General features: G+C 52.0%; 15 protein-coding genes and 2 pseudogenes. 8 read left to right on the top strand and 9 right to left on the bottom strand.

All coding sequences use genetic code 11. The annotated features are described in order from the left end of the window. The gene (locus SIK97_RS17700; RefSeq protein WP_049080281.1) at positions 1-1,521 is read right to left on the bottom strand and encodes an amino acid adenylation domain-containing protein; all 1,521 of its coding nucleotides are present in this window, start codon (positions 1,519-1,521) and stop codon (positions 1-3) included. Between the two features lie 456 nt (positions 1,522-1,977). Here SIK97_RS17700 and SIK97_RS17695 point away from each other — a divergent pair, with 456 nt between their 5' ends. From SIK97_RS17695 to SIK97_RS17675, 5 genes are read left to right on the top strand one after another with little or no spacing between them, the layout of a single operon-like run. Further along, on the top strand, positions 1,978-3,147 hold the full coding sequence (locus tag SIK97_RS17695) for a 3-deoxy-7-phosphoheptulonate synthase (RefSeq protein ID WP_071957412.1): 1,170 nt from the start codon (positions 1,978-1,980) through the stop codon (positions 3,145-3,147). Continuing rightward, positions 3,137-3,922: a 2,3-dihydro-2,3-dihydroxybenzoate dehydrogenase gene (locus SIK97_RS17690; protein ID WP_049103874.1), complete on the top strand. Its 786-nt coding sequence runs from the start codon at positions 3,137-3,139 to the stop codon at positions 3,920-3,922. Before SIK97_RS17695 ends, SIK97_RS17690 begins: the two co-directional genes overlap by 11 nt. Before the next feature lie 18 nt (positions 3,923-3,940). Beyond that, positions 3,941-4,573, top strand: a complete 633-nt coding sequence (locus SIK97_RS17685; protein ID WP_004120000.1) for an isochorismatase family protein — start codon at positions 3,941-3,943, stop codon at positions 4,571-4,573. Between the two features lie 23 nt (positions 4,574-4,596). Continuing rightward, positions 4,597-6,552 (top strand): anthranilate synthase family protein, encoded by a 1,956-nt coding sequence (locus tag SIK97_RS17680; RefSeq protein WP_224381744.1) that lies wholly within the window; start codon positions 4,597-4,599, stop codon positions 6,550-6,552. A 38-nt stretch (positions 6,553-6,590) separates the two neighbouring features. Further along, positions 6,591-8,105: a 4-hydroxyphenylacetate 3-hydroxylase family protein gene (locus tag SIK97_RS17675; protein ID WP_049080284.1), complete on the top strand. Its 1,515-nt coding sequence runs from the start codon at positions 6,591-6,593 to the stop codon at positions 8,103-8,105. 87 nt (positions 8,106-8,192) lie between these two features. Here the strand turns inward: SIK97_RS17675 and SIK97_RS17670 are convergent, their stop codons facing one another. Next, positions 8,193-10,454, bottom strand: a complete 2,262-nt coding sequence (locus SIK97_RS17670) for an ATP-binding cassette domain-containing protein (RefSeq protein WP_057173877.1) — start codon at positions 10,452-10,454, stop codon at positions 8,193-8,195. Between the two features lie 4 nt (positions 10,455-10,458). Beyond that, positions 10,459-11,691: a multidrug effflux MFS transporter gene (locus SIK97_RS17665; RefSeq protein ID WP_049080286.1), complete on the bottom strand. Its 1,233-nt coding sequence runs from the start codon at positions 11,689-11,691 to the stop codon at positions 10,459-10,461. 722 nt (positions 11,692-12,413) lie between these two features. Here SIK97_RS17665 and SIK97_RS17660 point away from each other — a divergent pair. After that, a pseudogene (locus tag SIK97_RS17660) lies at positions 12,414-12,548 on the top strand (VOC family protein); the annotation flags it as partial. 15 nt (positions 12,549-12,563) lie between these two features. Here the strand turns inward: SIK97_RS17660 and SIK97_RS17655 are convergent. From SIK97_RS17655 to SIK97_RS17645, 3 genes are read right to left on the bottom strand one after another with little or no spacing between them, the layout of a single operon-like run. After that, positions 12,564-12,782 carry a hypothetical protein gene (locus SIK97_RS17655; protein ID WP_049080287.1) on the bottom strand — a complete coding sequence of 73 codons (219 nt, stop codon included), beginning with the start codon at positions 12,780-12,782 and terminating at the stop codon, positions 12,564-12,566. After that, entirely contained in the window at positions 12,776-13,351 is a 576-nt protein-coding gene (locus SIK97_RS17650) for a GNAT family N-acetyltransferase (RefSeq protein WP_047723759.1), read from the bottom strand. The genes SIK97_RS17655 and SIK97_RS17650 overlap by 7 nt, the downstream gene beginning before the upstream one ends. Then, a complete protein-coding gene (locus tag SIK97_RS17645; protein ID WP_057173876.1) occupies positions 13,351-13,797 on the bottom strand; it encodes a glyoxalase/bleomycin resistance/dioxygenase family protein in 447 nt (148 codons plus the stop codon). Before SIK97_RS17645 ends, SIK97_RS17650 begins: the two co-directional genes overlap by 1 nt. 198 nt (positions 13,798-13,995) lie before the next feature. On the opposite strand from SIK97_RS17645, the pseudogene SIK97_RS17640 reads away from it, so the two are divergent. Beyond that, positions 13,996-14,181 (top strand): annotated as a pseudogene (locus SIK97_RS17640) (MFS transporter); the annotation flags it as partial. A gap of 192 nt (positions 14,182-14,373) precedes the next feature. Then, positions 14,374-14,664, top strand: a complete 291-nt coding sequence (locus tag SIK97_RS17635; RefSeq protein ID WP_009654750.1) for a hypothetical protein — start codon at positions 14,374-14,376, stop codon at positions 14,662-14,664. Positions 14,665-14,699: 35 nt separating this feature from the next. Here the strand turns inward: SIK97_RS17635 and SIK97_RS17630 are convergent, their stop codons facing one another. The 3 genes from SIK97_RS17630 to SIK97_RS17620 are packed head-to-tail and all read right to left on the bottom strand — an operon-like array spanning position 14,700 to position 20,526. Beyond that, positions 14,700-17,813 (bottom strand): efflux RND transporter permease subunit, encoded by a 3,114-nt coding sequence (locus tag SIK97_RS17630; protein ID WP_025105741.1) that lies wholly within the window; start codon positions 17,811-17,813, stop codon positions 14,700-14,702. Further along, positions 17,810-19,279, bottom strand: coding sequence for an efflux RND transporter periplasmic adaptor subunit (locus tag SIK97_RS17625; protein WP_057173875.1), 1,470 nt, complete (start codon positions 19,277-19,279; stop codon positions 17,810-17,812). Before SIK97_RS17625 ends, SIK97_RS17630 begins: the two co-directional genes overlap by 4 nt. Continuing rightward, on the bottom strand, positions 19,279-20,526 hold the full coding sequence (locus SIK97_RS17620; protein WP_032694361.1) for a TolC family protein: 1,248 nt from the start codon (positions 20,524-20,526) through the stop codon (positions 19,279-19,281). The genes SIK97_RS17625 and SIK97_RS17620 overlap by 1 nt, the downstream gene beginning before the upstream one ends. Positions 20,527-20,539 lie beyond the last annotated feature (13 nt).

Raw genomic sequence — 20,539 nt, 5'->3', positions numbered from 1 at the left:
TTACACCTGTTCCAGTAAAGAATTTTTTAAGCGTAAACGATCTTTTTTGCCGTTAGCGGTCATTGGCAGGACCGGCACACGGCTAAATTTTTCAGGTATCATCCAGGCAGGAGCATGCATAGCGAGGTGATTCTTTAAATCCGCTACGGATAGCGCGTCATCCTGCGTGACATAACAGGCATGTAATCGCGGTTCATCCGGCGTCTCCTCTACTACAATCAGCACATCTTCCACAGCGTGATGTAAACGCAACAGGTGCTCAATACCGGCGAGATTGATGCGGAAGCCACGTATTTTACAAATATGGTTGCCTCGTCCGACCAGGACGATATTGCGATCCTGGTCGCACGTTGCCCGATCGTCGGTACGATAAAAAAGCACGTCTGCGCCTTGATACGGGATGGAGATAAACCTTTCCGCCGTCAGTTGCGGATCGGAATACCCCAATGCAACTCCAGCCCCTGCAATAAATAATTCCCCATATTCACCGCAGGTACAGGGTTGCAAACGTTCATTGAACACCACCATCTCAACCAAAGGGAGTGGAGTACCAACCGGTACAGGAGATTCACTGGATAATTGCCCCTCGGGCTGAACATGATAGAGAGACGAGATCGCTGAATTTTCCGTGCATCCTAATCCATTGAATATTTTTGCTTTACCTGCCTGCGCCGCCACGCTAAATAGACGAGGGTTGACAAAATCGCCCGACACCACCACACAATCAGGTATATGCAGTGTTTCAACCGAAACCTCGACAAATAGCCGGAACAGTCCGCCAGAGAGGAATAGCACCGTCACATTATCCGATTCGATCTGCCGTACCAGGGCCATCAAATCTGGCAAGCCAGGCGGCGCAATCGTCAGACACGCGCCGGTCAATAGAGCCATCCAGATTTCATTCGCTGAGGCAGCGAATGAAACATCTGCAATTTGCAAATAGCAGTCCCGCTCGCTATTCCCCAACGCCGGTACCGGCAGACTCAGTCTGGCAATCCCGCGATGAGCTATGAGCACGCTCTTCGGTTTTCCTGTTGATCCAGAGGTCATCAATATAAGCGCCGGATCATCAGCGCTTAATACCGGATAATTCCCGCTTCTTTGTTGAGCGCAGTTTTGTATCAGCGTCCTGCTCGACAACACCTGCCATGCCCCGCCGGGCACGCTTGTTACATCATCGCTAATGAGGTATTTGGCTCCTGCCGCACGTAAAATCTCACCCATATAGCGCTCAGGACTACTCGAGTTCACGGGAACCATAACAGCGCCTATTTTCATCAGCGCCAGCATAAAAATATATAACTCCGGGCTACGTTCTATTTTTATTGCAACGACATCGCCTTTTATCAGACAATTCTTTTGCAATACTGCAGCCAGCACTGAACATTGCTCAGCAAGTTTTCGATAGGTTATTTTTCTTTGTTCAAAAATCAACGCAACCCTGTCCGGAAAACGTTGCGATATCTCATCAAATATATCAGGAACAGCCTTTAACTGATTGGCATATGCTGAATGCGTCATCACTCTCTCCTGGAGAATTAGGAATGTTCACACGCATAAAATCTTCTCTTGAAGAAGAATTTAAAGATCTAAAGAAATGCCGCCAGTTTACCGTGAGACGCCTCAAAAAAGCGCAGCAGGACAGGCAACATATAAGCAACACAAGCATAACCAAGCGTTGTTTTCAATAGTCTATCTTCGAACCTAACCCTCAGTCAATTTGATTTCCAAAAAAAAATCATATAGAAAAAAACCAAAAACACTAAAAAATAATAATCAATAAATTCAAATATTTAAAAAAACAACAATAAAAAATCAACTTTTTTGATTGACATGCGGAACCCATTGGCGTGCAATCTTTGTGCAAAACGTATCGTCTTTCATGTCCATTAAACAGACAAGGAATAGTACTTTCTCATCGCTTTTTTGTTAAAAAACAAACGGAAAACCTGTTAAATTTCGAGTGAGAGATTAGAAATGACATCATTTCCTGGCAATAAGTCCAACTGGCAACAGCCGTTCTGGAGCGATAAGGACATGCTTGCCCTGGTCATAAGTGAATTAGACACTCTTCCAGAATTATTAAACTTTGAAGAAATAAGCGAATTTAATAAAGCATTAGCCGCCGTTTATGCAGGTAAAGCAATGATATTTCAGGCTGGCGACTGCGCTGAAAGAATTTGCGAATCTGGCGCGTTACATGTACGGAAAAAATTGACCTTCCTCGAGCAAATGTCCCGCGAACTCTCAACTCTGACGGGACTGCCAATATTGACGGTAGGTAGAATTGCCGGTCAATATGCTAAACCACGCTCACAACACAACGAAGTCAATGGCGACAGGGTACTTCCCGTGTGGCGCGGTGATTCAGTCAACAGGCCCGAAGCGACGCCAGAAGCCAGGCGTAACGATCCGCAAAGGATGTTGCTGAGCTACCATGCTGCGGCGGAAACGCTGACCGAAATTAAACGTTACGAACGGGAATATCCTCGCGATGTTCATCCCATCTGGACCAGCCATGAAGCGCTGTTGCTGGACTATGAAACTACTCAAATCCGCACTAATCCCCAGGGAGAATCCTATTTAGCCAGCACCCATTGGCCCTGGATCGGCATTCGTACTCTTGCGCCTGACAGCCCACATATCGCCATGCTGGCGAATATCGCCAACCCTGTTGCCTGCAAGATTGACGCCACCGTAACGCCATCGTTCATCGCGACACTTTGCCGACAGCTCAATCCTCAGCGTATTCCTGGACGTCTGACTTTTATTTCGCGTTTTGGCCGCTCACATATTCATCGTTTAGGCGCGTTGATTCAGGCCGCACAGGCAACCGAAACGCCGGTGTTATGGATGTGCGATCCAATGCATGGGAATACCGGGAAAACGCGGGCAGGCAATAAACGCCGCGAGCTTAGCGACATGATGGCTGAAATCTCCGGTTTCATGAGGCAGGTGAAATCACATAATGCCTGCGCCGCTGGACTCCATCTGGAAGCAACGCCGAACCCGGTCATCGAATGCTTCTGTGAAAATAATCATCCTGAAGAACATCAACTTAAGCAAATTCTCTGCGACCCACGCCTGAACGTAGCGCAAACGCAGATGTTATTAGCTCACTGGAAAGAGAGACAAAATGACCTTTGATAAAGACTACATTGCCGTTATTACCGGCGCCTGCGGTGGCATTGGCGAATCCGTTGCCCACGCGCTGGCGAAAGAAGGGGTTTCACTGGCGCTTCTTGATAATAACGCCACTCGGCTGGCAACCCTTGTAGCCACACTACAAAATAACCATCCGCAGCCCATTACAGGCTTTACGGTGGACGTTGCCGACGACCGCTGCGTAGCAGAAGCCTTTACCGCAATCGGTCGCCAACTGGGTCCGGTGGGTTATCTGGTCAACGGCGCCGGCGTACTGTGCCACGCCAGCGTGGCCGAAACACAGCCTCAAGATTGGACGAAAACTTTTGCCGTCAACGCGACTGGCGTATTTAACACCAGCCGCCATGCAGCCAATCTGATGATGGCTCAGCGCAAAGGCAGCATCGTCACTATCGCCTCAAACGCAGCGCGCGTGCCGCGGGCGACGATGGCCGCCTACTGCGCCTCAAAAGCCGCTGCCCAGGCATTTACTTATGCTCTGGGGCTGGAGGTCGCTCCGTATGGGATCCGGTGTAATGTTGTCGCTCCCGGTTCAACCGATACGCCGATGCTGCGCGGCATGTGGCATAGCGAAAGTGACCGGCAAAACACGCTTAACGGTAATCCAAAACAATTTCGCATCGGTATTCCACTCAACAAAGTCGCCACGGCGGAAGAAATTGCTGCCGCGGTCTGCTTTTACCTGTGCGAAGAATCAGGGCAAACCACGCTATCAACGTTATTGGTCGACGGTGGCGCCGCACTCGGCAGCTGCTAAGCGTACAAGGAGAATAACATGGAAAAGATACAGCCCTATCCACTGCCGACAGAACGCCAATTACCCAAATCAATTGCAGACTGGCAACCCAACAGTTCAAGAGCCGCGCTACTCATACATGATATGCAGCGTTATTTTCTCGATTTTTACACTGCTGACGCCTCACCGATAGCGCAGGTGATCGACAACATTTACCGCTTGCTTAGCGTCGCCCGACGTCTTCATGTACCCGTATTTTATACAGCCCAACCCGGCGACATGACGCCACAGCAGCGTGGCTTGCTGCACAGTCTATGGGGTTCAGGTATGAACGGCAGCCAGGAGCATAAACAGATAGTTCCTCCGTTGACGCCTCTGGAAAATGAGTGGGTATTAACGAAGTGGCGTTACAGCGCCTTCTTTAACTCTCCCCTTCTGAGTACTTTGCACGAACTCAAATGCGATCAGCTGATCGTCTGTGGCGTTTACGCCCATATCGGTTGTTTGTGCACAGCGCAAGAGGCGTACTCCAATGATATCGAGACATTTTTTATTGCCGATGCGCTAGCCGATTTCTCCGAAGAAAAGCATCGTCTGGCGCTTGAGCTAGCTGCGGAAACCAGTTCAGTCGTGCTGTCAACCCGACAAGCTATCGACGCATTGGAACATTAAAGATCCTCACGGCACTCCAGGAGATGATGATGTTATCTAAAGGCACAGCACAGCCCGACGAGCTTTCGGCTCATCTGGTCAATCTTGATAGACCCTTTGCCTGTATTTACCGCCCCCAATGCGAACCTATCAACGCAGTATTATTTCTTGAAGGGGATATTGAGCTAAACCAATCCCTTTCAGAATTAGCGCTGGATCCGCCCCTGGACGGGAAGGGAAAAAGCTCGTTTAACAAATTGATCTTATTGCCATTTAATCAGGTAAAAGAAAAAGGTTATGCCTGCATTGACGATGGTGAACAGACGATCGTCATGCACATTGAGCGGCAAGATTATTACCCCATAGATTCGTTTATCGCAGCCATTAATGACTATGATATCAAGCCACGAAACCTGCAATTCGATCTTGATGACCAAACGTATGGCGACATTGTTGATACCGTCATTGATCAGGAAATCAGCTCCGGAGAAGGCAGCAACTTTGTGATTTCACGCAGTCTGGAGGGCGATATAACCAACTTCAGTATCCGCCATGCGCTGACGCTGTACAAACGGCTACTGCAATCTGAATGCGGGTCTTACTGGACATGGATGATCTTCACCGGCAGCCGCTATTTCATGGGTAGTACGCCTGAACAGCATATCCAGGTTGATGAGCAGAACGTGGCGATGAATCCTATCAGCGGCACGTTTAAATACCCCGACTCCGGGAATATGACGCACGTGCTGGATGATTTTCTGCAGGATACAAAAGAGCGCGACGAACTATTTATGGTGGTGGATGAAGAACTCAAAATGATGAGTAGCATCTGTCAGCATGATATTCAGGTATCCGGACCGAAGCTCAAAGCTATGTCGCACATCGCGCATACCGAATATTTTATCCATGGCAACTCAGATCGCAGCCTGAAAGAAATCATCAGGCAATCGCTATTTGCGCCAACAGTGACCGGAAGCCCAATAGAAAGCGCCTGTAAAGTTATTGCCCGGCGAGAACGCCGCGGACGCGGCTATTACAGCGGCATCGTTGCTATAACGGGTACGCAAGAAGGTAAACGTTATCTGGACTCGGCCATAATGATCCGCACGGCCGATATTACCGCTCAGGGACATTTTCGGCTTACGGCGGGTTCAACCATCGTCAGAAGTTCCATCGCACAAAATGAAGCCGGTGAAACACGCGCCAAATTACAAGGGCTAATGCATTCGTTCTTCTCTGGAACAAGCGCCGGGACGCCAAACCGAACAGGATTGTCTGCAGAACTTCGCCATCGGGCTGACCAGATACTGGCAAAACGGAATGCACGCGCCTCCGCCTTTTGGCTGGATAACTCGCAATTGGGCCCGTGCGCTTTACTCTCTCATCATGCCATCACACTGATCGACATGGAGGACAACTTCACCGCCATGATTGCCTATCAGTTACGCAGCGCGGGTTGCGCCGTTACCCTCATTCCCTGGTATGACTCCCTGAGCAAGGTAACTCAGCTCACCGATCGCGACATCGTATTCATTGGGCCCGGGCCTGGCGATCCAACCAATGTACAACTCGACAAAATACGCGTGGGCCGAAAAATTATTGCGCAACGGCTGCGGGAGCAACGTCCGTTAATCGGGACTTGTCTGGGGCATCAGTTAATTTGCGCCGAATTAGGCATTCCGATCGAGCGGCTGGTCAATAACCGCCAGGGTAGCCAACATCAGATATCCATCCAGGGAAAACCTCACACAGTTGGTTTCTATAACAGTTTCTCCGCACTCCATCAGCGGCCATGCTGGTACAGCCCGGAGCATGACAAAACAGTCCAGCTGGAACGACTCCCTTCCGGTGAAATTGTCGCATTATCGTCAGGTAACGTTGCCTCCATACAATTTCATAACGAGTCATTCCTGACGCAAGACGCATTTTCTATTTATCAATGGCTGATACAGAACGCCTTAACAGCAACGGTAACTCTTAGTCAACAAGATGCCGTTTAAAGGAAGTGTTGAAAAACTGATATTCGGAGAGAGCTGACATGGGAAATAAATCAGTATCGTTACCTACCGGTAATGACTTTTTGGCGGGTCTGAATGATGGGCGAGAAATATGGGCTTATGGTGAAAAGGTCGACAATGTTATTACACATCCAGCGTTTCGCAATTCAGCACTGTCTATAGCTAAATTATACGACGCGCTCCATGACGAAAAGTATCAAGCTATATTAACCACGCCGTGTGATACCGGCAGCGGTGGTGTCACCCATCCGTTCTTCCGCGTTCCTCATTCTGTTGACGACCTGATACGCGATCGCGACGCAATCGCCCAGTGGGCGCGGCTAAGCTACGGCTGGCTAGGAAGGAGCCCTGATTTCAAAGCCTCGTTTCTTACGACTCTCGGCGCCAATCCCGAGGCCTACGGAGAATATGCGGATAACGCCAGACACTGGTACAAACGTTCACAAGAGGAGCTACTTTACTGGAATCATGCCATCATCAACCCCCCTATCGACCGTAATCTCCCGCCCGACCAGATTGAAGATATCTGCATTCACGTCGAAAAAGAGTGTGATGATGGCGTGATTGTTAGCGGTGCCAAGGTGGTTGCTACCGGCTCTGCCTTGACGCATTACAATTTCATCGCGCATTACGGTTTACCTGTCAAAAAAAGAGAATTTGCCCTGGTATGCACCTTACCCATGAATGCCCCAGGGCTGAAGCTGGTTTGCCGCCCCTCTTACTCCTTAGCCGCCGAAAAGGTCGGCAGTCCCTTTGACTATCCACTATCCTCCCGCTACGACGAGAATGACATGATCTTCATTCTGGATAAGGTGAAGATTCCCTGGGAAAACATTTTTATTTACGGCGATACGGCTAAAGCGGCCACGTTTTTACCCAGTTCTGGCTTTCTGCACCGCTCTACGTTCCACGGTGTGACGCGTCTGGCGGTAAAAATCGATTTTATCTGTGGTTTATTCATTAAAGGCGTGGAAGCCACCGGCGTAGCCGATTTCCGCGGTATACAGACCCGCGTCGGGGAAATGCTGGCCTGGCGCAACCTCTTCTGGGCCATAAGCGATGCTATGGCTAAATCGCCGAATCCCTGGCACAACGGCGCCCTCCTGCCTAACCTGGATTATGGTTTAGCCTACCGTTGGTTTATGAGTCTCGGCTATCCACGGATCAAAGAAATTATTGAACAAGATCTTGGCAGCGCGCTTATTTATATCAATTCGCATGCCAAAGATTTTGCCGCGCCGGAACTGGAGCCTTATCTGAAAAAATATATGCGCGGTTCCAACGGTATGGATGCCGTTGAAAGGGTCAAGCTTATGAAACTAATCTGGGACTCTGTAGGAACAGAGTTCGCCAGCAGACACGAACTCTATGAACGAAATTATACCGGCAGTCATGAAAATGTTCGTATCGAACTGTTGCTCGCCGCACAAATGTCGGGGCAGATACAAGAATATAAAGGTTTCGCCGAACAATGCATGATGGATTATGACCTGGATGGCTGGCTGGATCGCGATTACCACTGGCCTGTAGACTAATAAAATTAACGGGACAATACATCAGTATAATAATGAGCATGCATCACATTATTGCCAGTCTCTTCTGGCTGTCCCGACCACTATCTCTCACTCTACCTGGCAATGTATGCGCAACCACTCCGCGGTTAAAGAATGGCGACAGGTCAGCATCGATTCAGGTGTACCGCTAAACAGTAATTTTCCCCCTTCTTGCCCGGCATAAGGTCCAATATCAATAATCCAGTCAGCCTGAGCGATCAACTCCATATTATGTTCAATAATAATGACGGTGTTTCCGCGTTCTACCAGTCGGTTAAAGAGTTTCAGCAGCGAGGCAACATCACTGGGATGAAGTCCGGTGGTTGGCTCATCGAAAATATACATGTCACTATCATGGTTTAATTGTGACGCTAACTTCAGCCGCTGGCATTCACCGCCTGAAAGATGATTTAACGATTCCCCCAAGCGCAAATATCCCAACCCGACGTCGACCAGACTACGAAAAATTGGCCTGAGCTGTGGCTCATTCAGGAAAAAATCGCCAGCATCGTTAATCGACAGAGATAATACCTCCGCAATATTTTTTCCTTGATAATGATATTTTAGCGCCTGTGGATTATAGCGCTGCCCCTGACAGGCCTCACATGGCAACGTAACCGTATCCATAAATGCCAGATCGGTTTGTATTACCCCTAGCCCATTACATTCCGGACAGGCGCCTTTAGCATTGGCGCTGAACCACGACGCTGACACATGGTTTTTTTCGGCAAACAGCGAACGGATCGTATCAAATGCACCACACCAGGAAGCAATATGCGATCGAATCGAAGTATGTATCGGTTTTTGATCGATAACGATCGAGTCCGGACATTGTGGCGCCAGGGCTCCTATGACGAATGAACTTTTTCCCGATCCCGCGACCCCCGTCACAGCGACCATAACGCTCAAAGGCACGTCTACCGATAAGTTATGCAGATTATGCAATGTGGCGTTTCTTACCGAAATATAACCTTTAGCACATCTCGGTCTCTTATTTATCTCTGCCCGTGAAGAGAAATATCTTCCCGTCAAGGTTTGGGATTGCTTAAGTGCCGACAGGTCACCCTCAAAAACAATTTTCCCGCCTTGCTTGCCCGCTCCCGGCCCTAAATCAATAACATGCTCGGCTATCGCTATCATGTCAGGATCGTGCTCTACCATCAGAATGGTATTGCCTTTGTCGCGTAGTTTACCAATTAATATATTCAATTTAACAATATCTGCTGGATGAAGCCCGGTACTTGGTTCATCAATTATGTAAACGATCCCGGTAAGACTACTTCCCAGATGCCGGACCATTTTTAACCGCTGGGATTCACCACCCGATAAGCTGGGGGTCGTCCGGTTCAAATCCAGATATCCCAAGCCTACTGCACACATTGCATCTAACCTTTCCAGCAATGCTTCTAGCAGCGGCCTGACTTCAGGATAATCGAGCTTTTCTACAAACAGCTTTAACTCTGTGACAGGCAGTGTTGCACATTCTCCAATATTTTTCCCTCTAATCCTGCAGGAAAGTATTTTCTCGTTGAGCCTCATGCCCTGACAAGAAGGGCAAACCTGTAAACTAACGACTCGCTGAAATTCCTCAGCTTTAGTATCTTTAGTTTCTTGTTTCAAATAACTTCGCGTAAAGCGCGTAATGACGCCTTCAAACTTTGCACTCTTAGGCCAACCGGCTAACGGCGCTTCAGGAATGAGATTATCCGCATACAGTAATAACTCTCGTTCCGCTTTTGAATAATCCATGATTTTTTTATCGGCATCAAAAAGCCCTGAATAAACATAACGTTTCCAGCGCCATGAACCCGGTGCAAAAGAAGGATAACAAATAGCGCCTTCATTTAACGACAGATTTGAATCAATCAGTTGGTCGATATCAATGGTGCTGGCAATACCCAACCCGTCGCATGTCGCACACATCCCGGCAGGATGATTAAATGAAAAAACATTCGAATAACCAACAAAAGGTTCGCCAACACGAGAAAATAGTAGCCGCAGCAGAGTATAAATATCTGATGCGGTACCCACCGTCGAACGTGCGTTGCCACCAATACGTTTTTGATCAATAATAATGGCCACCGACAGGTTTTCAATGTCATCAACTTCAGGATTGCCATAATGCGGTAAACGGTGTCGAATAAAAGGTGGAAAGGTGTCATTTAGCTGACGCTGAGATTCTGCCGCAATAGTTCCGAATACCAGAGAGCTTTTCCCCGACCCGGAAACTCCGGTAAAAACTGTTATTTTATTTTTAGGGACCTCTAAATCAATATCTTGCAGATTGTTTTGTCTTGCACCAATAATTTTTATAGCGTCATGTGTATTCATCACACTATCCTTTTTCACCTGTCAATAATAATGCCATGATGGCTATTAAACAGCATCCCGCTATGATTAGCGACATCGGTAGTAATGACAGCGAGTCTCCAAATCCAAGCAGTGATGGAGTTATCGCAGCGATACCAAACTGAAAAACCCCTAAAATAGCAGAACCCGTTCCTTTTAAATGTGAAGATGCCGCCATGGCCATACTCGCGGCATTGCCAAATGTCAAAGCCATAGTAAACATCATGATTAACAGTAGTACTGCCACAATCTCAAACTGGAAATGAGAAATATAGTCAACGATGCAAAGTAATATAGATATCACCAGCGTGCTTATCACCCCCACTTTTATGAGGTTATCTTCGCCAAATTTCGTAACATAACGAGCGCTGACAATACTACCAAACATCATTGCTCCAGCGTTGATAGAGAATATTACAGCGAATTCCCCCGAGGATAAATTAAACGCCGATTGATAGATAAACGGTGATGCTGATATATAAGCAAATAGCGCCCCGAACTGGATTGAAAAAATTAAAGTATAACCTATATATTTCTTATGACTAAGCAGTTCGATAAACTGACTGATAAACTCGTTGAAGTTGAAAGGTAATCGCTGATGACGGGGTAAAGTTTCGCTAATAAAATGACTGCTGAGCAAGGTGGAGACTAATGATATTGCGGCCATAAAAACAAAAACTACCGGCCAGATAAACCATGCAGCCACTCCTCCAAGTAGTGGTGCAATAACAGGGGCGATCCCCTGTATCGCTAACACCAGATTAAAATATCGAGCGGCTTTAGTCCCCGGACACAGATCAGAAATAATTGCCCGGGAAAGAACGATACCAGCCGCTCCTCCCAGTCCCTGAAAGAACCGTGTAACAATGAGTAGCTGAATGTTCGCGGATATAGCGCCAGCTAATGAAGCGATGGTTAATAGTGTCATCCCGCCTAGCAATAATCTACGTCTGCCGTAATGATCGGACAACGGGCCAATGAACAGCTGCCCAATTCCTAAGCCCACCATAAAAGCGGTGATACTAAGCTGGACTTTGTCAGGCGTCGTATGCAAATCACTGGCGATAGCTGGAAATAAAGGCAAGTACATATCAGTGGATAATGCAGCAACGGCGCTAAGCAAACCCAGAACAATAACGACTTTACTGGAAAGCAAACCTCTACTTTCATCTCTGTACATCGTACTGGCCGCCGGTGCCTGAACTTCTTTTGGTCGCATGATCAGTGTAATCCCTTTACCTTCTGTGGTCTGTCATAACTATACCACCAGCCAAAGTAATTGCAAAAACGAAATCAATTAAACAAGCAACTAAATTATAACTTAATAAAAATCAATAACATATAAAAAATTAACTCAAACATTACTGTTTTTTTGATTGCTTTAAGGGCATCATAAAACTGATAATTCACTTCCATGGATATACTAAATAGAGTTGTATTATCAATAATCTATGCCAGAAACCTCAATACTCGCGATACCTCGAGTTGCATGTTGCACGTGTTGCTTCATGCCCATAAAAGTTGAGCTGCACTGTTGCTCAGACATGCAACTTGAAGTTTATTGAGTATATGTCCTGGAACCAGAAGAAGGCGTTTTTAAAGGGATGCATTATGTTAATGTTTGACTAAAATATTTGCGGGGATATTCATCCGCCCTTGCAAAACGGGTGATGTAATACAAGAACCATTAATACGTGTTTGTAAACCTGAATTTGACATTGTAGAATATAATGATGCTTTGTTTTCAACATTTACCCTCGAGTTTTCTGAATCACTCTCCTCACCAGTCCTAAAACGACGAGTCGAATATTTTGCCGGAATAATTTCGGTACAAATCTTACTCATTAAAGAAGGTATTGATAAAAAAGTCGCACTTTGTAGCGACCGAAGTCCTGAATGTCCTGAAGGTTGGAATGGTAGTATCTCCCTGCCGAATGGCGAGAACAATGTAAAAGCTTGCTGATCGCAAGTTTTGTGCCGGTCAGCGCGTTTAATCCGTACTGGAATGTGAACGGTAAAACCTTTGTCTACCACGACAGTTATCGCATGGTGCTGCAAAACCGAAGCAGGTCATAACCACTGCCGGCGGCGCTACTCCACGAGATGGACGTCAGGATGGCGCGGGCTTGCCGCTTCATGAAAAATATCCCCCAGCCAGCCAGGAATTTCCGCCTCAGCAAGATCGTCCGGGATGATAATCCCGGCTAGCGGCGAAAACTTCCGCTCGTTAAGATCGACGCGGAAAATCCGCCAGCGTTCGCCCTGACGCTGGACGCCAATATGGCGTCCGAATACGTTATATATCAGCATCCTGTCTCCCTATATGACGCGGGAGCTTGTGCAGCCAATGCATTCCATTCCGCTTTGGTTATTTCCCACAATTCGGCGTCCAGCAGGCCGGAGATGAACTGCTTTTTCTCGACACCAACCAGGCGCATACCGCTACGGTGCGAAATCTTTTTCGACCCGTTATTATCGCAGGCCTTCGGCGCGCGCAGCACCTCCCGGTTAAGCGTATTAAACCAAAAATCGGTCACCCGGCGGCAGGCTTCGGTCATCAATCCCTGGCGATGCCAGCGCGGATCCAGCCAGAACCCGCGGTTGTTATCCACTTCATCAGAGAGCGTAATCAGGCCAATGACCCTCTCCGGCGCCGTTTTAAGGCGGAGGGTCCAAAACCAGCCGGTGCCGTTAGCTGCGGCTGGTAAAGCCACATTATTGACAAAGCGCGATGCGCCATCCTCCGGAAAAGGCCATGGAAAACCGGCGGCAAGATAACGCACGATTTCCCACTGTGGAAAGAGAACCTGAATTTGCGGCGCATCGTCTGCGGTCAAGGGGATCAGCAGCAGTCTTTCAGTCATCAATTCCGCTGCCATCACGCTTGCCCATCGCGCAACCACGGCGTCACGGTGATGCCCGCCAGCAGCCCTTCCGGGCTCAGCAGCCGCGTTACGGTTTGCCCCCACGGCTCAATGCGGTTGTCCACCAGCAGACGATAGCCTCTGGCCTTCAGCGCGTCGGTGGCGGTGTTGATATCGCGCACTTCAAACTCGACCCACGCCTGCGGCACCGGCAGATAGTCAGGCCAGAGATCGGCGTCAAAGCAGGAGCGCGCCGCCTGCGCCAGCGGCCACAGGGCAAAATGTTTTACCCCGCCGATGGCGTCATGTTCGGTCAGCAGATACGCTTCGTTACCGGGCATCGGTTTTAGCGGCAGGCCCAGCGCAGCCACATAAAACTCCCTGCTGGCCGGCGTCGATTGCGTTATCGGCCCAAAGCCGGCGACAAAAAGCACATCCATACCGTCTAAATCGTATTCCATACTCTCTCCTGTCATTATCCGTGATGCGTTAACAGATTTTATACTCTGCCGCGCAGGGCTTGCCCAGAATCCTCTTTTCCCATGACTATTTTTAGTGAGTTTGCCTGAATCATTGAGAAAACGCATGCTCTGCCTGTTGCGCCCGACGGCGCTGCGCCAGGCTACTATCTCTCTATTGGCCTGCCGCTCGCCGTTGCCGCGCTGGGCACCTATTCGGCCTTTCTCGATCTGGCGTTGGGATTAACCGGCCCGGTCGCCGGCTGGGTGGCCGGTTATTACGATCTGGAGACTATTTATTTGTTGGCGGCGGCGGTGGTCGCGCTGGCATTTATCTTGATTTTGCGCATTTACCTGCAACAACGCGCTGCTTTACCGCGTACCTGAGGAAGCATCGTCGAAAGATAACCGGCGCAAATATGGGTAAAAAATTAATCAATAATTGACGGCAATTCGGCTTCCGTGCCACCATCGCTTCAGCGTCCGGCAAGCGGCGCGATGGTGGTACGGGTGAATATCAGAGACCGCATGTTTAAGGTCCATGCCCGTCCGCAACCTGATTCTGGCGGGAATAAAGACATGCACCAAAGTTTTAATCAGCGCGTTCATTTCTATTACTGCATTCTGGTGGCGCTGAAAATACACGCAAAATCGAAGAAATCAGGCGGTATCCGCGGGAAAAATAATTTCCTGCTCAAGTGGCTGCGTAAAGCGCAGGACAACAATATATTCCACCCGGATATTACCAGCGAGATCGAATGGCTGCGCGGCAAAATCATTCAGGCCGGCTACGATACCGACCTTGAACCCATGCTCGATTTTGTCTACGCCACCGCCAAACGCGCGGAAGATCTTAAGAACGCCGACTGATTCACGCCCGAGCCGCCTGGCCCGGGCGTTGTACTTTAGCGTTTGTTACGGTGCGTCAGGAGATAGACTGCCGGGATCACCAGCATCGAGAGCAGCGGCGCGGTGATCATCCCGCCGATCATCGGCGCGGCGATACGCTGCATCACCTCCGATCCGGTGCCCCCTCCCCACATAATCGGCAGCAGTCCGGCCATGATTGTCGCCACGGTCATCACTTTCGGGCGCACGCGCAGCACGGCCCCTTCATGAATCGCCTCGTTGAGCGCGCGATCGTTCAGCTCAGGGCGGCGTTTCGCGATCGCCTGGTTCAAATAGAGCACCATAATCACCCCGAACTCCGCCGCCACGCCGGCAAGCGCAATAAAGCCCACGGCGGCGGCTACCGACAGGTTGTAGCCCAGCAGCCAGAGCAGCCAGACGCCGCCGATCAGCGAAAACGGCAAAGTTCCCATAATCAGCAGAGCGTCTTTAACGCGGCTGAAAGTGACGTAAAGCAGGATAAAGATAATCATCAGGGTAAACGGCAGCACGATTTTCAGCTTCGCGGTGGCGCGCTCGAGGTACTCATACTGCCCGGACCAGGTCAGCGAGATGCCTTCCGGCAGCCTGACCCGTTTGCCGACCTCGCTCTGCATTTCATCAACTGCGGATTTTAAGTCGCGCCCGCGAATATCCACGTAGATCCAGTCCGACAGGCGGGCGTTTTCGCTTTTCAGCATCGGCGGGCCGTCGGTAATGGTGATGTCCGCCAGTTCCGAGAGCGCTACCTGCGCCCCGCCGCTGGTCACTACCGGCAGGTCGCGCAGCTTTTGCAGCGAGTCGCGCATTTCGCGCGGATAGCGGACGCCGATCGGGTAACGTTCTCGCCCCTCGATGGTTTCGCCGATGTTATCGCCGCCGACGACGCTGGCGACGATTGACTGCAGCTCCTTCACCGACACGCCGTAGCGGGCGGCTTTCACCCGGTCGATAGCGATATCGATATAGCGGCCGCCGTCGAGGCGTTCCGCCAGCGCCGACGTCACCCCCGGTACGCTACGCACGATGCGCTCAATCTCTTCGGCGGTCTTTTCGATCTCCGCCAGATTGTTACCGTTCACTTTGATGCCGACCGGGCTTTTGATGCCGGTCGCCAGCATGTCCAGGCGATTACGGATCGGCGGTACCCAGACGTTGGCTATCCCCGGTACCTTCACCGTATTGTCGAGCTCCTCGATCAGCTTATCCATGGTCATGCCGGGCCGCCATTCGCTTTTCGGCTTGAACTGAATCGTGGTTTCCAGCATGGTCAGCGGCGCCGGGTCGGTAGCGCTGTCCGCCCGCCCGGCCTTGCCGAATACGCTTTGCACTTCAGGAATGGTCTTGATCAGACGGTCGGTCTGCTGCAGCAAGCGTCCGGCTTCGCGGCTGGAGATCCCCGGCAGCGTGGAGGGCATATACAACAGGTCGCCCTCGTCAATTTGCGGCAGAAATTCGCTGCCGAGCTGCGCCAGCGGCCACAGCGTGGCAACCAGCAGCAGGCCCGCCGCCGCCAGCGTCGCCTTCGGCCACTGCAAAACTTTATCCAGCAGCGGCTCATAGGCGCGAATCAGCCAGCGGTTGAGCGGATTGGCGGTTTCATCAGGAATTTTGCCGCGAATAAAGTAGCCCATCAGCACCGGCACCAGGGTGATTCCGAGTCCGGCGGCCACCGCCATCGAATACGTTTTGGTGAAGGCCAGCGGCGAGAACATCTTGCCCTCCTGCGCCTCGAGGGTGAACACCGGAATAAACGACAGGGTGATAATCAGCAGGCTGCAAAACAGCGCAGGCCCCACTTCCGATGCCGCGTGCTGGGCAATCTGCCAGTAGTCGGCGGAGGACGGCTGGCGTTCGGGATGCTCGTGCCGCCACTGCTCCAGCACCTTATGCATATTTTCAATCATCACGATTGCCGCATCGACCATGGCCCCGATAGCGATCGCAATTCCGCCGAGCGACATCATATTGGCGCTGACGCCCTGATAGTGCATCACAATAAACGCGCCAAGGATCCCCAGCGGCAGCGTGATCATCGCCACCAGCGCGCTGCGGAAGTGGAACAGAAACAGCGAGCAGACCACCGCCACGACGATAAACTCCTCAATGAGCTTATGGGTCAGGGTCTCGACGGAGTTTTTAATCAGCTGCGAACGATCGTAGACCGGAACAATCTCCACGCCTGCGGGCAGGCTTTTTTGCACTTCCGCCAGTTTGGCCTTTACCGCGTTAATGGTGCTGAGCGCGTTTTTACCCGAGCGCATAATGATTATCCCGCCCGCCACCTCGCCCTGGCCGTTGAGCTCGGCGACGCCGCGCCGGATCGCCGGTCCCCGGCGCACGCTGGCGACGTCGGAGAGCAGCACCGGCACGCCGCTGCGCGCAGCGATAACCACCTGGTTAAAGTCGTCGATGGACTTCAGGTAGCCGGTGGTGCGCACCATATATTCGGCTTCGCCAAGCTCGAGCACCGAACCGCCCCCTTCCTGGTTGGCGCTCTGGATCGCGCTAATCACCTGCTCGTGGGTGACGTTCAGCGCCCGCAGCCGGTCAGGATTAAGGATCACCTGATACTCTTTGACCATTCCGCCGACGCTGGCCACCTCCGAAACATCCGGCACGGTTTTCAGCTCATATTTGAGGATCCAGTCCTGAATCGCCCGCAGGTCGCCGAGGCTATGCTGGCCGCTTTTGTCGGTAAGCACATATTCAAACACCCAGCCGACGCCGGTGGCATCCGGCCCCAGCGACGCTTTCGCTTCCGGCGGCAGGCTGCTCTGGACCTGGCTCAGGTACTCCAGCACGCGGGAGCGCGCCCAGTACGGGTCCGTTCCATCATCAAACAGCACATAGACATAAGCATCGCCGAACATCGAAAAGCCGCGCACGGTTTTCGCTCCCGGCACGGACAGCATGGTGGTGGTCAGCGGGTAGGTCACCTGATCTTCGACAATCTGCGGCGCTTTCCCCGGATAGCTCACGCGAATGATCACCTGGGTATCGGAGAGATCCGGCAGCGCGTCCAGCGGCGCCTGCTGTACCGACCAGACGCCCCAGGCGGCCATAATCAGCGTCGCCAGCAATACCAGCAGGCGGTTGCGCAATGACCAGCGGATAACGGCGGCAATCATGGCTGCTCCTTAGCGCCGTTCAGCGGCATCATTGAGGTGACTCGCGCCCCTTCATCGGTCAGGACGAAGTGAAACATCACCGACTCGCCGGGCCGCATCTGTTCCCGCAGCTGCGGCGTAATAGCAAAATCCATGATCATCGCCGGCCATTTCAGCGCCGGTACCGGCTGGTGTGCAATGGTTACCGCCTCATTGCTCACGGCCTTAATAACGCCCTGCGCTGAGTAGCTTTTTGCCTCCTCCTCTTGCCCGGCCATTTGCGGCAGCGCGCTGCGCAGGCTGGCTTCGGAGTCAATCAGGAACTGCCCGGAAGTCACCACCTTTTGGCCCGCTTCGAGGCCGGATTTAATCTCAACCAGACCATTCTGCGTTCGCCCTGCGGTCACCTCAACCGGACGGAAATGCCCTTCGCCGTCGGCGATCAGCACCCGATTGCTGGTGCCGGTGGCAATTAATGCCTCTTCCGGAATAGCCAGAACAGCGCTCTCCTGCTGCGCCTCAGCCAGCTCAACGTTCAAATACATGCCCGGCTTGAGCCGATGCTGCGGATTATTCAGCACTACGCGGGCTTTCAACGTACGGGTGGTGGCTTCGAGGTCGGGAAGCAGTTCACTGACGGTTCCCTGAAACGCCATACCGGGCCAGCTGCCGGTGGTGGCCGTCACCTTACTGCCTTCGCGCAGCAGGCTGGCCTGGCTTTGCGGGTAATCAATCACGATCCAGACCGGATCGAGGCTGGCCAGCTCGAACAGCGGTTGGGCTGTCGTGACCTGCGCGCCGGTGCGCACATCCAGCTTGCTGACGTAGCCATCGTGCGGCGCGCGCACCGTCATGCGGGTTTGCGGTTGACCGCTGCGCTCAACGCTACGGATAACCGCTTCCGGCATAAACTGCAGCCGCAGGCGGTCGCGGGCCGCGGCGGTCAGCCCGCTATCGCCCAGCCGCCTCACCGCCAGATACTCCTGCTGCGCCGCCGCCCACTGCGGGATCCACAGCTCCGCCAGCGCCTCGTTCTTTTTCACAAACTGCTGGGAGGCGTTGACGTAAAGTTTCTCAATCAGACCGCTGGCCAGCGCCGGTACCGTTTCAACGCCCCGCTCATCAATGGCCACGGTAGCAAAAGCATTGAGCTTCATCGCCAGCGTCTGGCGGGAGACGTTCGCCGTACGGACGCCAAGGTTTTGCTGCTGGCGGGCGCTAATCTGCACGCCCCCGGCGTCTTCTCCCGCGGCTTCATCGGCGTAACGCGGCACCAGATCCATATCCATAAACGGCGATTTACCCGGTTTATCAAAGCGCGTAGCGGGGGCCATTGGATCATACCAGTACAGCACTTTGCGACCCGTTTCCGCCTGGCCGCCGCCAGCGGCGGGCATCGGCGCGCTTCGCGAACCCAGCCAGTAGCCGCCCGCGGCGGCAAGGGCGACGGCCAGCGCCACAAGGGTAAGAGCAGATTTAAGCTTCATTATTTAACATCCTGTGGAATAAGGTAGCGAATAGCGGCCCACGCATCGGCAAGCGCTTTCTCCGCATTGTTGCTGGCAATTTCTCCGCTCAGGAGATCGCGACGGGCGGCGAGCAGCTCAGGCAGCGCGGAGCTGCCGCCCCGATACTGGGCATTGACGAGACTCACCTTCTTGCGCAGCAGCGGCAGCACCTCGCTTTGCTGGCGATCGTAAATGGCTTTCGCGGCGTTATATTGCGAAATCAGCTGATACTGCTGCGCCTGATGTTCGCGCATCAATAACGTCAGCCGATCGTTGGCTTCATAGGTACGGGAGACGTCCGCTGCGTGGTCTTTGTCCTGGCGTTTGCCCTGAAAAATAGGCATATCGACGGTAAACATTACCCCCACCATGTCGTCATAATCATCACCGCGTCGGGCGTAATAAACCTCAACGCCCACGTCGGGGATCGCCGCGACTTCCGACTGTCCTGATTTCGCTTTCGCCAGATCGGCTTCTCTGGCGGCCTGGATCACTTCCGGGTGAAGTTTAATCCCGGCCATTAAGTCGGCTTCGTCGGCAGGCAGACGTTCAATGCGCGGCAGCGGGCCGGAGATATCGCGGACCTCCTTCCCGGTGAGCTGCAACAGGCGTGCCTGGGCGATCTGTACATCGCGGCGGGCGTTATCCTGCTCATTTTTCATCGCATTCAGCGCCAGCTGAACGTCCAGCACGCTGCTGGGACTGGCGCTGGCGCTGCTGACGCCGGCCTTTTGTACGTCGATTTGCCGGGACGTTTCGCTAATCAACGTCTGCACCGAGCGCAGCGACTTCTGCGCCAGCGCCAGCGCCAGCCACGCCTGGGCGGTTTCCCGCTGCAGCCGGGCACGAATAACATCGGCATTAGCGGCGGTCTGGCGCGCCTCGGCGGTAATGGAGTCGGCTTTCCGTTCACGCTTGGTACTGCTGACGTAGTCCTGCATCACGCCAACTCTTTGCATGGTCATCCCCTCGCGGGTGAGACGGCCGGCGTTATTGCCGCCCAGCGGGACGTTTTCAATACCAAATTTCAGCTTCGGATCGGGGAGCTGCATCGCGGAATCCGCCATATTCTTCAAAGCGTTAACCTGATGATCGTTGGCGGAGAGCTCTGCGGAGTAGTTTTCCGCCGCCGACAGGGCCTCAGAAAGCGTCGTTGCCCAGCCGTTGGTGGACATCAGCGACAGTAAAAGCGGCAGCCCGCAGGCCGCCTTATTGAAGATGTGCATAATGACTCCGGAA

It is taken from the genome of Klebsiella sp. JN_Kp126 (assembly GCF_033843325.1).
Lineage (GTDB): Bacteria > Pseudomonadota > Gammaproteobacteria > Enterobacterales > Enterobacteriaceae > Klebsiella > Klebsiella michiganensis.
This window is presented reverse-complemented; position numbering and strand designations above follow the sequence as displayed.

What these genes read in the sequence shown, in the direction of transcription:
- SIK97_RS17670 (WP_057173877.1), bottom strand. Translation starts at nt 10,454, where the DNA reads ATGAATACACATGACGCTATAAAAATTATTGGTGCAAGACAAAACAAT.
- SIK97_RS17620 (WP_032694361.1), bottom strand. Translation starts at nt 20,526, where the DNA reads ATGCACATCTTCAATAAGGCGGCCTGCGGGCTGCCGCTTTTACTGTCG.
- SIK97_RS17655 (WP_049080287.1), bottom strand. Translation starts at nt 12,782, where the DNA reads ATGCTGATATATAACGTATTCGGACGCCATATTGGCGTCCAGCGTCAG.
- SIK97_RS17650 (WP_047723759.1), bottom strand. Translation starts at nt 13,351, where the DNA reads ATGGCAGCGGAATTGATGACTGAAAGACTGCTGCTGATCCCCTTGACC.
- SIK97_RS17665 (WP_049080286.1), bottom strand. Translation starts at nt 11,691, where the DNA reads ATGCGACCAAAAGAAGTTCAGGCACCGGCGGCCAGTACGATGTACAGA.
- SIK97_RS17690 (WP_049103874.1), top strand. Translation starts at nt 3,137, where the DNA reads ATGACCTTTGATAAAGACTACATTGCCGTTATTACCGGCGCCTGCGGT.
- SIK97_RS17645 (WP_057173876.1), bottom strand. Translation starts at nt 13,797, where the DNA reads ATGGAATACGATTTAGACGGTATGGATGTGCTTTTTGTCGCCGGCTTT.
- SIK97_RS17630 (WP_025105741.1), bottom strand. Translation starts at nt 17,813, where the DNA reads ATGATTGCCGCCGTTATCCGCTGGTCATTGCGCAACCGCCTGCTGGTA.
- SIK97_RS17680 (WP_224381744.1), top strand. Translation starts at nt 4,597, where the DNA reads ATGATGATGTTATCTAAAGGCACAGCACAGCCCGACGAGCTTTCGGCT.
- SIK97_RS17625 (WP_057173875.1), bottom strand. Translation starts at nt 19,279, where the DNA reads ATGAAGCTTAAATCTGCTCTTACCCTTGTGGCGCTGGCCGTCGCCCTT.
- SIK97_RS17695 (WP_071957412.1), top strand. Translation starts at nt 1,978, where the DNA reads ATGACATCATTTCCTGGCAATAAGTCCAACTGGCAACAGCCGTTCTGG.
- SIK97_RS17635 (WP_009654750.1), top strand. Translation starts at nt 14,374, where the DNA reads ATGCACCAAAGTTTTAATCAGCGCGTTCATTTCTATTACTGCATTCTG.
- SIK97_RS17675 (WP_049080284.1), top strand. Translation starts at nt 6,591, where the DNA reads ATGGGAAATAAATCAGTATCGTTACCTACCGGTAATGACTTTTTGGCG.
- SIK97_RS17700 (WP_049080281.1), bottom strand. Translation starts at nt 1,521, where the DNA reads ATGACGCATTCAGCATATGCCAATCAGTTAAAGGCTGTTCCTGATATA.
- SIK97_RS17685 (WP_004120000.1), top strand. Translation starts at nt 3,941, where the DNA reads ATGGAAAAGATACAGCCCTATCCACTGCCGACAGAACGCCAATTACCC.